Here is an 11,773-nt window from a genome sequence, read left to right as displayed (position 1 = left end):
CACAAGGCCGCTTATATACCTCTGGCCAAAACCTGTAGCGACACATAATCCACCTTGCCGGTGCCCAGCACCGGCAAGCTTTCCAGATATTCGAATCGGCGCGGCACCGCAATTTCCGGCATTCCCATGCTTCTCGCCGCTTCCAGTAGGCGCTCGCGCGACAATCCCGGCGCCGTGGTAAACAACACGATCGCTTCGCCGCGCTGTTCGTCCTGCACCGTTGCCGCACCATGTTGAAAATCCGGTTCCGCCTGGCCGGCAATAGCCTCGACCGTTTCCAGCGAGATCATCTCGCCAGCCACTTTGGCAAAACGTTTGATGCGGCCAACAATATGGACAAAACCGTCGTGGTCAATGTCGACGACGTCGCCGGTATTGTACCAGCCCGACCCGACTTCTGACGCCGGCGGCTCCAGCACGCCGGGGTGCTCGACCCGGTAGTAGCCCAGCATCTGATTCGGCCCACGCACATGCAACACACCGCCACGATGGATGCCGGGAATCGGCACCACGCGTGCCTCAACGCCTGGTAACAAATGTCCCACACTGCCGGGATGATTATCCGCCAAAGGATTCACGGCCAGCACCGGCGCGGTTTCAGTCGCACCGTAACCTTCTATCAGCTCAATGCCAAATTTGCTGCGCCAGGCCTCGCGCACCGACTCGGCCAGTTTTTCCGCACCCGCCACTACGATACGCAGGCTGCGGAAATCCTCAACTGAGGCGTATTTCGCGTAATTACCAAAAAACGTACTGGTGCCAAACAACACCGTCGACCCACTCTCGCGAATCATCTCCGGGATCTGTTTGTAATGCAGTGGCGTGGTGTAGAGCCTGTTGGACACGCCTGTCAGCAAAGGCAGCAGCACGCCTGCTGTCAAACCAAAAGAATGAAATATGGGCAATGCATTGAAGAATTTTTCGTCTGCAGAAAAATTGATGGCTGCGCAGATTTGATCCACATTGGCGAGCAGCGCCCGATTGGACAGCACCACGCCTTTGGGTTTGCCTTCCGACCCCGAGGTAAATAGCACTACCGCCTGACTATCCGCATTCCCTGGTTTGGCAGCGCGCGCCGGAAACAGCATCGCATAGCCCATCAGCCACGCCTTATCCAGCCAGCCGAATCCGGCACGCATATCTTCCAGATACACGAGGCGCACCTGTTCGCCCAGAACGGCAGCCTGTTGTTCGAGCTCGGCAGTTTTGAGAAATTGTCGCGAAGTGATGACGGTTTTCACCTGCGCAGCGACGCACGCATCGAGCAGATTTTGTACACCTGAGGTGTAGTTGAGCATCGCCGGTATACGCCGGAAGGCATTCATACCCAGCACCAGCCCAACCGTGCTGGCGAGGTTGGGCATCAACACGCCGACATGTTCTTCCGGCGCGGTGATTTTACTCACCAGCCGTCCCAGCGCCAGCGTGAGCTTGAGCAGATCTCCATAGCTGTAGCGTGGCTGACGAATGTCCTCCAGCGCCTGACGCTCTCGGCCAAACCGGGTCAGGGTATCGAGAAAACGGGTATAGAGACTTTCTGTTGCGCCCGGCTCGACAAATTTAACCTGGGCTGCGGCTGCCATCAGAACGGAATATCGTCTTCCATATCGTCAAAGCTGGAGCCGCTGGATTTGGCCGGGCCATTCGATGCAGGGGCTGGACGTGCAGCAGCGGGGCGACGACTCTCGCCGCTATCGTTATCCATGCTGGCTGAGCCGCTGCGGCCACCCAACATCTGCATTTTGTCGGCCACAATCTCGGTGGTGTAGCGTTCCTGGCCTTCCTTATCGGTCCACTTGCGGGTCTGGATGCGGCCTTCCACATACACCTGGCTGCCTTTTTTCAGATATTGGCCCACCACTTCGGCGGTTTTTCCGAAAAACGAAACGCGATGCCATTCGGTTTTTTCCTGCTTCTCACCGTTTTTGTCTTTCCAGTTTTCAGTCGTCGCCAGGGTTACGTTGGCGATGGCGTCGCCGCTCGGCGCATAGCGCACCTCCGGGTCCTTGCCCAGATTGCCTACCAGAATTACCTTATTGACCGATGCCATTATGTTGTCTCCCCTATCAAATTAAGCGCGCCCTGTTCATCCCAACCGTGCAGCGCGACTTTCAGTATGGCCACACCCTCTTCGGCAATCACCGCGGCTTCCATCACACCTGCCAATGTGCCCAAGCGGCGGGTAAGCTGTCCGGCCCGATCACTATCCATGGGCCCGACATGGAACATGCGGGTTTTCACTGCGGGCGGGGTGCGCATTCCTGCCGCCGCCACCAGCCATGCCAGCATCAGCCCGGAACTGAACATGAACACCGCGGAAAACCCGTAGTGCTGCGACAGCCAGCCGCCCATGGCGCCACCGAAAAACAATCCTAAAGACTGGGACGTATTATACACCCCCATCGCCGTACCCTTGGCTGTGGTCGGCGCAAGTTTGGAGATCAATGACGGTAGTGAGGCTTCGAGTACGTTGAACGCAACAAAATACAATATGAGCGCGGCAACGATACCCCAGAAATGATGCATGCTGGCCGCCATCCCCAATTGAGCAGCCAGCATGGTCGCTATCGCCGCAACGAATACCTGTTTCAGCTTGCCGCGCGTCTCGCCATAAATAATGGCCGGTATCATCAGCGCGAACGACACCAGCACTACTGGCAGGTATATCTCCCACTGGTGGTTGATATCCAGATTACTGGTGTTGCGCAGCGCAAAGGGCAGCACCACAAACATTCCCATCTGCGCGGCATGCAAAGAAAAAATGCCGAAATTGAGGCGCAATAGCTGGATATCCTTCAACACGTCGCCCAGCCTTGCCGGGTTGGTCTCGGCATCCGCATGAAAGTGGCTGACCAGTGGATCAGGGACACCCCATTTGACCACTGCCAAGGCTGCAATGGAGAGGACGCCTGTCATCGCAAAAATTCCCGACATCCCGATAAACTGATACAACGCTGGTCCCATTACCAGCGAGGCCGCAAAAGTCACCCCTATCGTGCCGCCGATCATGGCCATTGCCTTGGTACGATGCTCTTCACGCGTCAGGTCGGCCAGCAGCGCTGTAACCGCGGCAGAAATCGCTCCGGCACCCTGAATCACGCGACCCAGAATAATGGTCTCGATCGTTGTTGCATTTGCGGCGACAAAGCTGCCAATGGCAAACAGGATCAGCCCGAAGTAGATCACACGCTTGCGTCCGAATTTATCCGAGGCAATGCCAAACGGCAATTGCAGCAGCGCCTGGGTCAGTCCATACGCTCCCAATGCCAGGCCGATCATGGTGTGATTGGCACCGCCCGGCAGGTGCTCGGCATACAGCGCGAATACCGGCAAGATCAGGAACATTCCCAACATACGCAGTCCAAAGATACTGGCAAGGCCAATACTTGAGCGCAACTCGGCGGGGGTCATTTTTTCAGATGGCAGCATGGATTTGGGCACACTCTCAAAAGTCGGTATATTAACAGGTTAGCCTTTTCCGATTAATGCGGAAAAGGCATTTAACCACGGGATGCCAGCTCTTTTTGAGCGGCCCGCGTCCCGCTGGTTCCATTCACTCAGGAATATGCAACCCGATGGAATACATCCGCATTCGCGGTGCCCGCACCCACAATTTGAAAGACATCAATCTCGATCTGCCGCGCAACCAGCTGGTGGTGATTACCGGTCTGTCCGGTTCGGGCAAATCGTCGTTGGCGTTTGACACGCTGTATGCCGAAGGTCAGCGTCGCTACGTAGAATCGTTGTCTGCCTATGCGCGCCAGTTTTTGCAGTTAATGGAAAAACCCGACGTGGATCTGATCGAGGGATTGTCGCCCGCCATTTCCATCGAGCAAAAGGCCACCAGTCATAATCCGCGCTCTACCGTGGGCACCGTCACCGAAATCCACGACTACCTGCGCCTGCTGTTCGCTCGCGTCGGTACGCCGCAATGTCCCGATCACCATATCGAACTCGCTGCACAAACCGTTTCGCAGATGGTGGATCATGTGCTGGCTCTGCCTGAAGACACCAAGCTGATGATTCTTTCTCCTCTGATCGTCGGACGCAAGGGCGAACACCTGGATCTATTCGATGAATTGCGCGCGCAGGGCTTCGTGCGCGCACGCATTGACGGCAAGGTTCATGAAATGGATGCTCTGCCCAAACTCGACAAGAATAAAAAACACACCATCGAGATGGTAGTGGATCGCCTGAAGGTGCGCGAGGATGCCAAACAGCGTCTGGCCGAATCGTTCGAGACCGCATTACGCCATGCCGATGGTCGTGCATTGGCAGTGGAAATGGATAACAGCAAGGAAACCCTGTTCTCGGCACGCTTCTCCTGCCCGGTGTGCGATTACTCACTCCCGGAGCTCGAACCTCGTCTGTTTTCATTCAACAATCCGATGGGCGCCTGCCCCCAGTGCGACGGACTGGGAGCAATCCAGTATTTCGACCCCAAGCGCGTGGTGGCTTTCCCGCACTTGTCGCTGGCGTCCGGCGCGGTAAAGGGCTGGGATCGACGCAATCAGTTTTATTTCCAGATGCTGCAAAGCCTGGCGCTGCATTATGGCTTCGACCTGGAGACACCGTTCGAAAAACTGCCTCACCCGATCCAGCAAATTCTGCTTCATGGCGGCGACAAGGAAAAGATCGCGTTCCGTTATCCCGGCGAACGCAAACCGCGCAGCCATGCTTTCGAAGGCATCATTGCCAACCTGGAACGGCGCTACCGCGAAACCGACTCCAGCGTGGTACGCGAAGAGCTGGCCAAATACCTCAACAACAAGCCTTGTCCGAGCTGCGCCGGCACCCGCCTGCGCCGCGAGGCACGTCATGTGTTCGTTAACGGCCAGACCGTGTATGCGCTGTCGGCACTGCCGTTGAAGCAGGCGCAGAGCTTTTTCGAGACCTTGAAATTATCTGGCAACAAGCAAGCGATCGCCGATCGCATCATCAAGGAAATCGCCGCGCGGCTGACCTTCCTCAATAATGTCGGTCTGGAATACCTGTCGCTGGATCGCTCCGCTGATACACTTTCCGGGGGCGAAGCACAACGCATCCGCCTTGCCTCGCAAATTGGTTCGGGGCTGACTGGTGTGATGTATGTGCTGGATGAGCCTTCCATCGGCCTGCACCAGCGCGACAATGAACGTTTGCTCGGCACTCTGAAACGTCTGCGCGACATCGGCAACACCGTGATCGTGGTGGAGCATGATGAAGACGCTATCCGCCTTGCCGATTACGTGGTGGATATGGGCCCCGGTGCGGGCGAACATGGCGGCCGAGTGGTCGCCGAGGGGACTCCCGCCGACATTCTCGCCAACCCGGCTTCGCTCACCGGCGATTATCTGTCCGGACGACGCAGCATTGCTCTGCCCGCAACACGGCGGACACCCGATCCGAAGCGCATGCTCATCCTCACCGGTGCCAGCGGCAATAACCTGAAAAATGTCACCCTTGAACTCCCTGCCGGACTGCTGGTGTGCGTCACGGGCGTATCCGGTTCAGGCAAATCAACGCTTATCAACGACACCCTCTATGCCGCGATGGCGCGGCACCTGTATGGCTCTGCGGCAGAACCCGCGCCGCACACCGATATCCAGGGTCTGGCGCTGTTCGACAAGGTCATCAGTGTCGACCAAAGCCCGATTGGGCGCACTCCGCGTTCCAATCCGGCAACTTATACGGGTCTGTTCACCCCCATTCGCGAGCTGTTCGCTGGTGTGCCATCAGCACGCGAGCGCGGTTACGGCCCGGGACGTTTTTCCTTCAACGTCAAAGGCGGGCGTTGCGAGGCCTGTCAGGGCGACGGTGTCATCAAGGTGGAAATGCATTTCCTGCCGGACATTTACGTACCCTGCGACGTCTGCCACGGCAAACGCTACAACCGTGAGACCCTGGAAATACAGTACAAAGGCAAGACTATCCATGAGGTGCTGCAAATGACGGTGGAGGACGCCCACGCCTTCTTCAGCGCCGTACCGGTGGTAGCACGCAAGCTGCAAACGCTGCTAGACGTTGGTCTGGGCTACATCCAACTGGGCCAGGCTGCCACCACCTTGTCCGGCGGCGAAGCGCAGCGCGTCAAGCTGTCGCTGGAGCTATCCAAGCGCGACACCGGACGCACCCTGTATATCCTCGACGAGCCCACCACCGGCCTGCATTTTCATGACATTGATATGTTGCTCAAGGTTTTACATCGCCTGGCAGACCAAGGCAACACGGTGCTGGTGATCGAGCACAATCTGGATGTGATCAAGACAGCTGACTGGGTAGTAGATATCGGGCCTGAGGGCGGTGACGGCGGTGGACAGATTCTCGCCGCCGGTACCCCCGAGCAAGTCGCTGCCAATCCGGCAAGTTATACCGGACAATATTTGAAACCCATTCTGAAGCGCAAAAAATAAAATGCAGCCACATCACGCACGCGAATTACTGATTGCCTCGTTTCATGCCGCGCTGGCAGGGGCTGATCCGCAACGGCTGGTGCCGCCTTTTTTACCCATTCCCCCGGAGGGACGCACGCTGGTACTGGGGGGAGGCAAGGCTGCCGCCAGTATGGCGTTCGCGGTGGAAGCACACTGGCCTGACAGTGAGCCATTACAGGGATTGGTTGTCACACGTTATCAACACAGCCTGTCCACCCGGCGCATTGAAGTCATTGAGGCCAGTCATCCACTCCCCGATGGGCGGGGCGCCGAGGCTGCACAGCGCATGCTGGCTCAGGCCGCCTCTCTTGCCGCTGACGATTTATTGCTCGCCTTGATATCCGGCGGCGGCTCCAGCCTGATGGCCTTGCCGGTTGCCGGAGTCAGCCTGAAAGCTTTGCGTGGGGTTACTCGCGCACTGGTCAATTCCGGTGCGACCATCCAGGATATCAATACGGTTCGCAAACATCTCACCCAGCTTGCTGGCGGTCAATTGGCACGTGCTGCCGGGGCTGCGCGAGTACACGCGCTGATCCTGTCCGACGTTGTTGGTGATGACCCTACACACATCGCATCCGGCCCGTGCTGTGCTGATCCCAGTACGTTTGCCGACGCACTCGCCATACTTGATCGTTTCCGTATCGAAGCCGATGCCGCCATCCTGACATATCTCGAGCGCGGCGCCGCGGGCGAGTATGCGGATACCCCCAAGCCTGGGGATAGCTGTTTGCTACGAACAGTCAACCACGTCATCGGCAACGCCAGCCAGATGCTCCGCGCAGCAGCTAATTATTTTCAGGCACAAGGGGTCAAAGTGATTATTGTCAGCGAGGCGGAAACGCAATCCTCGCAGCAAGTTGCTCAGGCACACGCGAATCTGCTGCGCCAAATATTGGCCGACAACACCGCGCGCCCACTCGCATTATTATCCGGCGGTGAGACCACGGTCGCGACTGATGGCAGTGGACGCGGGGGACGTAACGCCGAATACCTGCTGGCGTTGGCGATCGAATTGCGAGGCATGGATAGCGTCTACGCACTGGCTGCTGACTCCGATGGTATCGACGGAACCGAAAACAATGCCGGCGCACTGATCGGTCCGGATACACTGTCACGCGCGCAAGCCCTTGGGCTCAATCCCGAAAAGCTACTGCAGAGCCACGATAGCTACACTTGCTTTTTCGCCTTGAACGACTTGCTGGTGACCGGACCCACGCTGACCAATGTGAATGATTACCGCGTCATACTGATAGGCTAGTTTGGCTTGAGTACAGTCACCTCATCCCCCACCTGCAAGTTAAAATCTGATGCCGCACTTCCGCGATTGACCGCCAGTTCAAGCAAACCCACGCTGTTACTGAACCAGAACCCTTGGCCTCTGCCGAGCCTTCCGAAAGTCTCTCCGTGGATCAATTCCATGCCACGCACACTCACCCGACTGTGGGGCGAGATACCTGTTGCACGGATGCCGGTAAACGCATTGCCATAGTGGTCGATATAAATGATCCGTGCCAGATCGCCAATATCGAACTCCACTTGTAGTGTTTTGGCAGGGGATAACTTGTGTGCCGGAAATTCCCCGCGCGCAATTTCTGCTGCTATCACAGCAAACAGGTCGCGTCCATGAAAGGTGCTGGATAGTGATTCCGGCTGCCACTCTATTTTCCATATTTTGGCTTGTGCATCGCGCCCTGCAACGACTGACAGCAGACCATTGTCCGGGCCTACATACCAGTGGCCGCCCGCAGTAACGACTGCGCCAGCGCGTGCGGTGCCTACTCCGGGATCCACCACTGCCAGAAATACGCTGCCCGGCGGAAATCCCACTGCGAAAGCTGCCAGCAGGTGCGCGCCAGCATGGGCATTGAAGTCCGGCGAGTGATGCAGCAAATCCACCACCAGCTGGCCTGGCGCTTCAACTGACAGGCGCGCCTTCACCTGCCCTACATAAGGATCAATCGCGCCGAAATCACTGAACAATACGATCATCACAAACCTCGCACAGGGATTAAGCCGACACTATGCGGAAAACAAAAAAGCCGGGCAAGCCCGGCTTTTTTGTACGCATTTCAAACTTATTCTGCTGCTTCGACTACGCCCGCATCCTCGGCACGATCTACCATCTCGATCAATGCCATGGGTGCGTTGTCACCATCACGGAAACCGTATTTAAGAATGCGCAAATAGCCGCCGTTACGGGCAGAAAAACGCGGGCCAAGTTCATCGAACAGCTTGACGACCATCTCACGATCACGCAAGCGGTCGAAAGCGAGGCGACGATTAGCCAGTGACGGCTTTTTACCCAAAGTAATCATGGGCTCAGCAACACGACGCAATTCCTTGGCCTTGGGTAACGTGGTTTTAATAACCTCATGACGCAGCAAAGCATTGGTCAGGTTGCGCAGCAGTGCAGCGCGGTGGCTGCTGGTGCGATTCAGTTTGCGATTGGCGAGACGGTGACGCATCGTTATATTCCTTCTGCTTAATTACGGCTTCTCGAGACCTGCGGGTGGCCAGTTCTCGAGCTTCATTCCCAGGCTGAGGCTCTTAGAGGCCAGCACGTCTTTAATTTCGTTGAGCGATTTACGACCCAGATTTGGCGTCTTGAGCAACTCTGTCTCACTGCGCTGAATCAAATCGCCGATATAATAAATATTCTCGGCTTTCAGACAATTAGCAGAACGCACAGTCAACTCAAGATCGTCCACCGGGCGCAGCAGCATGGGATCAACCTGTGCAACTTTTGGCAACTCGGCAGCAACTGGTGTCCCCTTCAGATCAGCAAACAACGCTAGCTGGTCGACCAGAATACGGGCTGCATAACGCACTGCCTCTTCCGGTTCGATGGTACCGTTGGTTTCCACATCGAGCACCAGCTTGTCCAGATCGGTACGCTGTTCGACGCGAGCGCTTTCCACAGCATAAGCAACGCGACGCACCGGGCTGAACGAAGCGTCTAACTGGATGGCGCCAAGAGTTTGCGTGTCTTCTGGCTGGCGGCGTACGGAAACCGGCTGGTAACCGCGCCCCTGCTCAACCTTGATTTCCATGTCCAGTTTGCCGCCTTTGGTCAGGTGGGCAATGACATGATCCGGGTTGAGAATTTCCACATCATGACCAGCTTCAATGTCGCCCGCCGTCACCGCACCTTCGCTGGATTTTTTCAGCTTGAGCAACACTTCACTACGATCATTTAACTTGAGCGCGATGCCTTTCAGATTCAGCAATATGTCAACGACGTCTTCCTGCACACCTTCCAGAATCGAATACTCATGCAATACGCCGCTGATGGAAACTTCAGTCGGCGCAGCGCCGGGCATGGACGACAACAGGATACGGCGCAGGGCATTGCCCAACGTGTGTCCGTAGCCGCGCTCGAACGGTTCCATGATGACACGGGCACGTAACGGCGAAACGGTTTCTACGTCGATGATACGGGGCTTCAATAAATCAGCGGTACTGCTTTGCATAAACGGTGTCCCTCATACATAAAAGCGTCGGGATTACTTGGAATACAATTCCACCACGAGATGTTCGTTGATGGTAGCGGGTAGTTCGGCGCGTTGTGGTTTGGCCTTGTAAGTGCCTTTCATATCTTTCGCACTCACTTCTACCCATTCCGGAAAGCCACGCTGTTCTGCAGCCAGCAGAGCAGCCTTGATGCGCAGCTGCTGCCTGGATTTCTCACATACTTCCACTACATCGCCGGGTTTGACCACATAGGACGGAATGTTCACGCGCTTGCCGTTCACGAGAATGCTGTTGTGACGTACGACCTGACGTGATTCGGCACGCGAAGCACCAAATCCCATACGGAATGTAACGTTGTCCAAGCGGCTTTCCAGGATCTGCAACAGGTTTTCACCAGTCACACCGCGCTGACGGTCGGCTTCTTTGTACACATCACGGAACTGGCGCTCAAGTACGCCGTACGTACGACGCAGTTTTTGCTTTTCGCGCAACTGAACACCATAGTCGGAAAGGCGATTGTTCTTCTTCTGGCCGTGCTGACCCGGTGGATAGGGGCGACGTTCAATCGCGCACTTGTCGGTGAAGCACTTCTCGCCTTTAAGAAACAATTTCTCGCCTTCGCGACGGCACTGGCGGCATTTAGCATCAAGATTTCTGGCCACGTTGGGACTCCTGCTTTAGATACGGCGTTTCTTGGGCGGACGGCAGCCGTTATGCGGCACTGGCGTCACGTCGGAAATACTGGTGATTTTAAAACCGGCGTTATTCAATGCGCGAACTGCAGACTCACGGCCTGGGCCAGGTCCTTTAATGCGCACCTCAAGATTCTTAACGCCACATTCCTGTGCCAGCTTGCCTGCATTTTCAGCAGCAATCTGAGCAGCAAACGGGGTACTTTTGCGCGAACCTTTAAAACCGGCGCCGCCTGAAGTCGCCCAGGACAAGGCATTGCCCTGTCGGTCGGTGATAGTAACAATGGTGTTATTAAAGGAAGCATGAATGTGAGCAATGCCTTCCGCCACATTCTTTTTAACCTTCTTACGGACTCTGATATTCGCCTTAGCCATAATTCTCTATTCCTTTATTTGGTCGCGCGAACGGCCTTGCGCGGGCCTTTGCGGGTGCGGGCGTTGGTACGAGTGCGCTGGCCTCGCAATGGCAAACCGCGCCGATGGCGCATACCACGATAGCAACCCATATCCATCAGGCGTTTGATGTTCATAGTGACTTCGCGGCGCAGGTCACCCTCAACCGCGTACTTGGCCACGCCTTCGCGCAGCTTTTCCATCTCAGCGTCGGTCAAATCCTTGATCTTGGCTGCTGTATTCACACCCGCGTCCGCACAAATCTTGCGGGAAACGGTGCGGCCGATACCATAAATTGCTGTTAGCGCAATTTCGGCATGTTGGTGGTTCGGGATGTTTACCCCTGCGATACGGGCCATCTAATCACTCCGGAATCGAAAACATTAAATTCTATCATTTAAAGCCAGGCTAAAACAATCAACCTTGGCGTTGCTTGTGGCGTGGGTCTTCACAAATAACCCGAACTACACCCTTGCGGCGTACAATCTTGCACTTACGGCAGATTTTTTTAACAGATGCCCGTACTCTCATGAAAAACTCCTCGACATAACCGTGCATGGCACGGCAAATAACTTACTTGGCACGAAACGTAATTCGAGCCTTGGTCAAATCATACGGCGTCAATTCAACCGTCACTTTGTCGCCTGGCAAAATGCGAATATAGTGCATACGCATTTTTCCGGAGATATGTCCCAATACAATATGACCATTTTCCAGTTTGACCCTGAAGGTTGCATTCGGCAGGGTCTCCAGAATCTCACCTTGCATCTGGATGGTATCTTCTTTTGACATCTATCGAGCCAC

At 55.9% G+C, this 11,773-nt stretch carries 13 protein-coding genes; 2 read left to right on the top strand and 11 right to left on the bottom strand.

The genetic code is table 11. The features are described from left to right. Window positions 1-11 precede the first annotated feature (11 nt). The 3 genes from ACFDAU_RS03255 to ACFDAU_RS03245 are packed head-to-tail and all read right to left on the bottom strand — an operon-like array spanning window position 12 to window position 3,429. Window positions 12-1,583, bottom strand: a complete 1,572-nt coding sequence (locus ACFDAU_RS03255; RefSeq protein WP_413438595.1) for an AMP-binding protein — start codon at window positions 1,581-1,583, stop codon at window positions 12-14. After that, complete coding sequence (locus tag ACFDAU_RS03250; protein WP_124705122.1) at window positions 1,583-2,050, bottom strand: single-stranded DNA-binding protein; 468 nt, start codon at window positions 2,048-2,050, stop codon at window positions 1,583-1,585. The genes ACFDAU_RS03255 and ACFDAU_RS03250 overlap by 1 nt, the downstream gene beginning before the upstream one ends. Continuing rightward, window positions 2,050-3,429 carry an MFS transporter gene (locus ACFDAU_RS03245; protein ID WP_413438594.1) on the bottom strand — a complete coding sequence of 460 codons (1,380 nt, stop codon included), beginning with the start codon at window positions 3,427-3,429 and terminating at the stop codon, window positions 2,050-2,052. Before ACFDAU_RS03245 ends, ACFDAU_RS03250 begins: the two co-directional genes overlap by 1 nt. 146 nt (window positions 3,430-3,575) lie before the next feature. On the opposite strand from ACFDAU_RS03245, the gene uvrA reads away from it, so the two are divergent. Further along, window positions 3,576-6,392, top strand: a complete 2,817-nt coding sequence (uvrA, locus tag ACFDAU_RS03240) for an excinuclease ABC subunit UvrA (RefSeq protein ID WP_413438593.1) — start codon at window positions 3,576-3,578, stop codon at window positions 6,390-6,392. Between the two features lies 1 nt (window position 6,393). Then, complete coding sequence (locus tag ACFDAU_RS03235) at window positions 6,394-7,671, top strand: glycerate kinase (protein WP_413438592.1); 1,278 nt, start codon at window positions 6,394-6,396, stop codon at window positions 7,669-7,671. Here the strand turns inward: ACFDAU_RS03235 and ACFDAU_RS03230 are convergent. From ACFDAU_RS03230 to infA, 8 genes are all read right to left on the bottom strand, one after another. Further along, window positions 7,668-8,402 (bottom strand): S-adenosyl-l-methionine hydroxide adenosyltransferase family protein, encoded by a 735-nt coding sequence (locus tag ACFDAU_RS03230; protein ID WP_413438591.1) that lies wholly within the window; start codon window positions 8,400-8,402, stop codon window positions 7,668-7,670. The genes ACFDAU_RS03235 and ACFDAU_RS03230 overlap by 4 nt on opposite strands. Window positions 8,403-8,488: 86 nt before the next feature. Beyond that, window positions 8,489-8,878 (bottom strand): 50S ribosomal protein L17, encoded by a 390-nt coding sequence (gene rplQ, locus ACFDAU_RS03225; protein WP_124705126.1) that lies wholly within the window; start codon window positions 8,876-8,878, stop codon window positions 8,489-8,491. Between the two features lie 21 nt (window positions 8,879-8,899). Continuing rightward, window positions 8,900-9,883: a DNA-directed RNA polymerase subunit alpha gene (locus tag ACFDAU_RS03220; protein WP_124705127.1), complete on the bottom strand. Its 984-nt coding sequence runs from the start codon at window positions 9,881-9,883 to the stop codon at window positions 8,900-8,902. Between the two features lie 33 nt (window positions 9,884-9,916). After that, window positions 9,917-10,546: a 30S ribosomal protein S4 gene (gene rpsD, locus ACFDAU_RS03215; protein ID WP_124705128.1), complete on the bottom strand. Its 630-nt coding sequence runs from the start codon at window positions 10,544-10,546 to the stop codon at window positions 9,917-9,919. 15 nt (window positions 10,547-10,561) lie between these two features. Beyond that, window positions 10,562-10,951, bottom strand: coding sequence for a 30S ribosomal protein S11 (rpsK, locus tag ACFDAU_RS03210; RefSeq protein ID WP_087447756.1), 390 nt, complete (start codon window positions 10,949-10,951; stop codon window positions 10,562-10,564). Window positions 10,952-10,965: 14 nt separating this feature from the next. After that, window positions 10,966-11,328: a 30S ribosomal protein S13 gene (rpsM, locus tag ACFDAU_RS03205; RefSeq protein WP_413438590.1), complete on the bottom strand. Its 363-nt coding sequence runs from the start codon at window positions 11,326-11,328 to the stop codon at window positions 10,966-10,968. Window positions 11,329-11,386: 58 nt separating this feature from the next. Then, window positions 11,387-11,500 carry a 50S ribosomal protein L36 gene (gene rpmJ, locus ACFDAU_RS03200; RefSeq protein WP_124705130.1) on the bottom strand — a complete coding sequence of 38 codons (114 nt, stop codon included), beginning with the start codon at window positions 11,498-11,500 and terminating at the stop codon, window positions 11,387-11,389. A 42-nt stretch (window positions 11,501-11,542) separates the two neighbouring features. After that, window positions 11,543-11,761, bottom strand: a complete 219-nt coding sequence (infA, locus tag ACFDAU_RS03195; RefSeq protein WP_124705131.1) for a translation initiation factor IF-1 — start codon at window positions 11,759-11,761, stop codon at window positions 11,543-11,545. Window positions 11,762-11,773 lie beyond the last annotated feature (12 nt).

This window comes from Sulfuriferula sp. GW1 (assembly GCF_047300855.1).
Classification (GTDB): domain Bacteria; phylum Pseudomonadota; class Gammaproteobacteria; order Burkholderiales; family Sulfuriferulaceae; genus Sulfuriferula.
The sequence above is the reverse complement of the archived record's forward strand: the minus strand, read 5'-3'. Positions and strand labels throughout refer to the sequence as shown.

Coding starts and splice junctions, on each gene's coding strand:
- ACFDAU_RS03255 (WP_413438595.1), bottom strand. CDS start 1,583: ATGGCAGCCGCAGCCCAGGTTAAATTTGTCGAGCCGGGCGCAACAGAA.
- ACFDAU_RS03250 (WP_124705122.1), bottom strand. CDS start 2,050: ATGGCATCGGTCAATAAGGTAATTCTGGTAGGCAATCTGGGCAAGGAC.
- ACFDAU_RS03245 (WP_413438594.1), bottom strand. CDS start 3,429: ATGCTGCCATCTGAAAAAATGACCCCCGCCGAGTTGCGCTCAAGTATT.
- uvrA (WP_413438593.1), top strand. CDS start 3,576: ATGGAATACATCCGCATTCGCGGTGCCCGCACCCACAATTTGAAAGAC.
- ACFDAU_RS03235 (WP_413438592.1), top strand. CDS start 6,394: ATGCAGCCACATCACGCACGCGAATTACTGATTGCCTCGTTTCATGCC.
- ACFDAU_RS03230 (WP_413438591.1), bottom strand. CDS start 8,402: ATGATCGTATTGTTCAGTGATTTCGGCGCGATTGATCCTTATGTAGGG.
- rplQ (WP_124705126.1), bottom strand. CDS start 8,878: ATGCGTCACCGTCTCGCCAATCGCAAACTGAATCGCACCAGCAGCCAC.
- ACFDAU_RS03220 (WP_124705127.1), bottom strand. CDS start 9,883: ATGCAAAGCAGTACCGCTGATTTATTGAAGCCCCGTATCATCGACGTA.
- rpsK (WP_087447756.1), bottom strand. CDS start 10,951: ATGGCTAAGGCGAATATCAGAGTCCGTAAGAAGGTTAAAAAGAATGTG.
- rpsM (WP_413438590.1), bottom strand. CDS start 11,328: ATGGCCCGTATCGCAGGGGTAAACATCCCGAACCACCAACATGCCGAA.
- rpmJ (WP_124705130.1), bottom strand. CDS start 11,500: ATGAGAGTACGGGCATCTGTTAAAAAAATCTGCCGTAAGTGCAAGATT.
- infA (WP_124705131.1), bottom strand. CDS start 11,761: ATGTCAAAAGAAGATACCATCCAGATGCAAGGTGAGATTCTGGAGACC.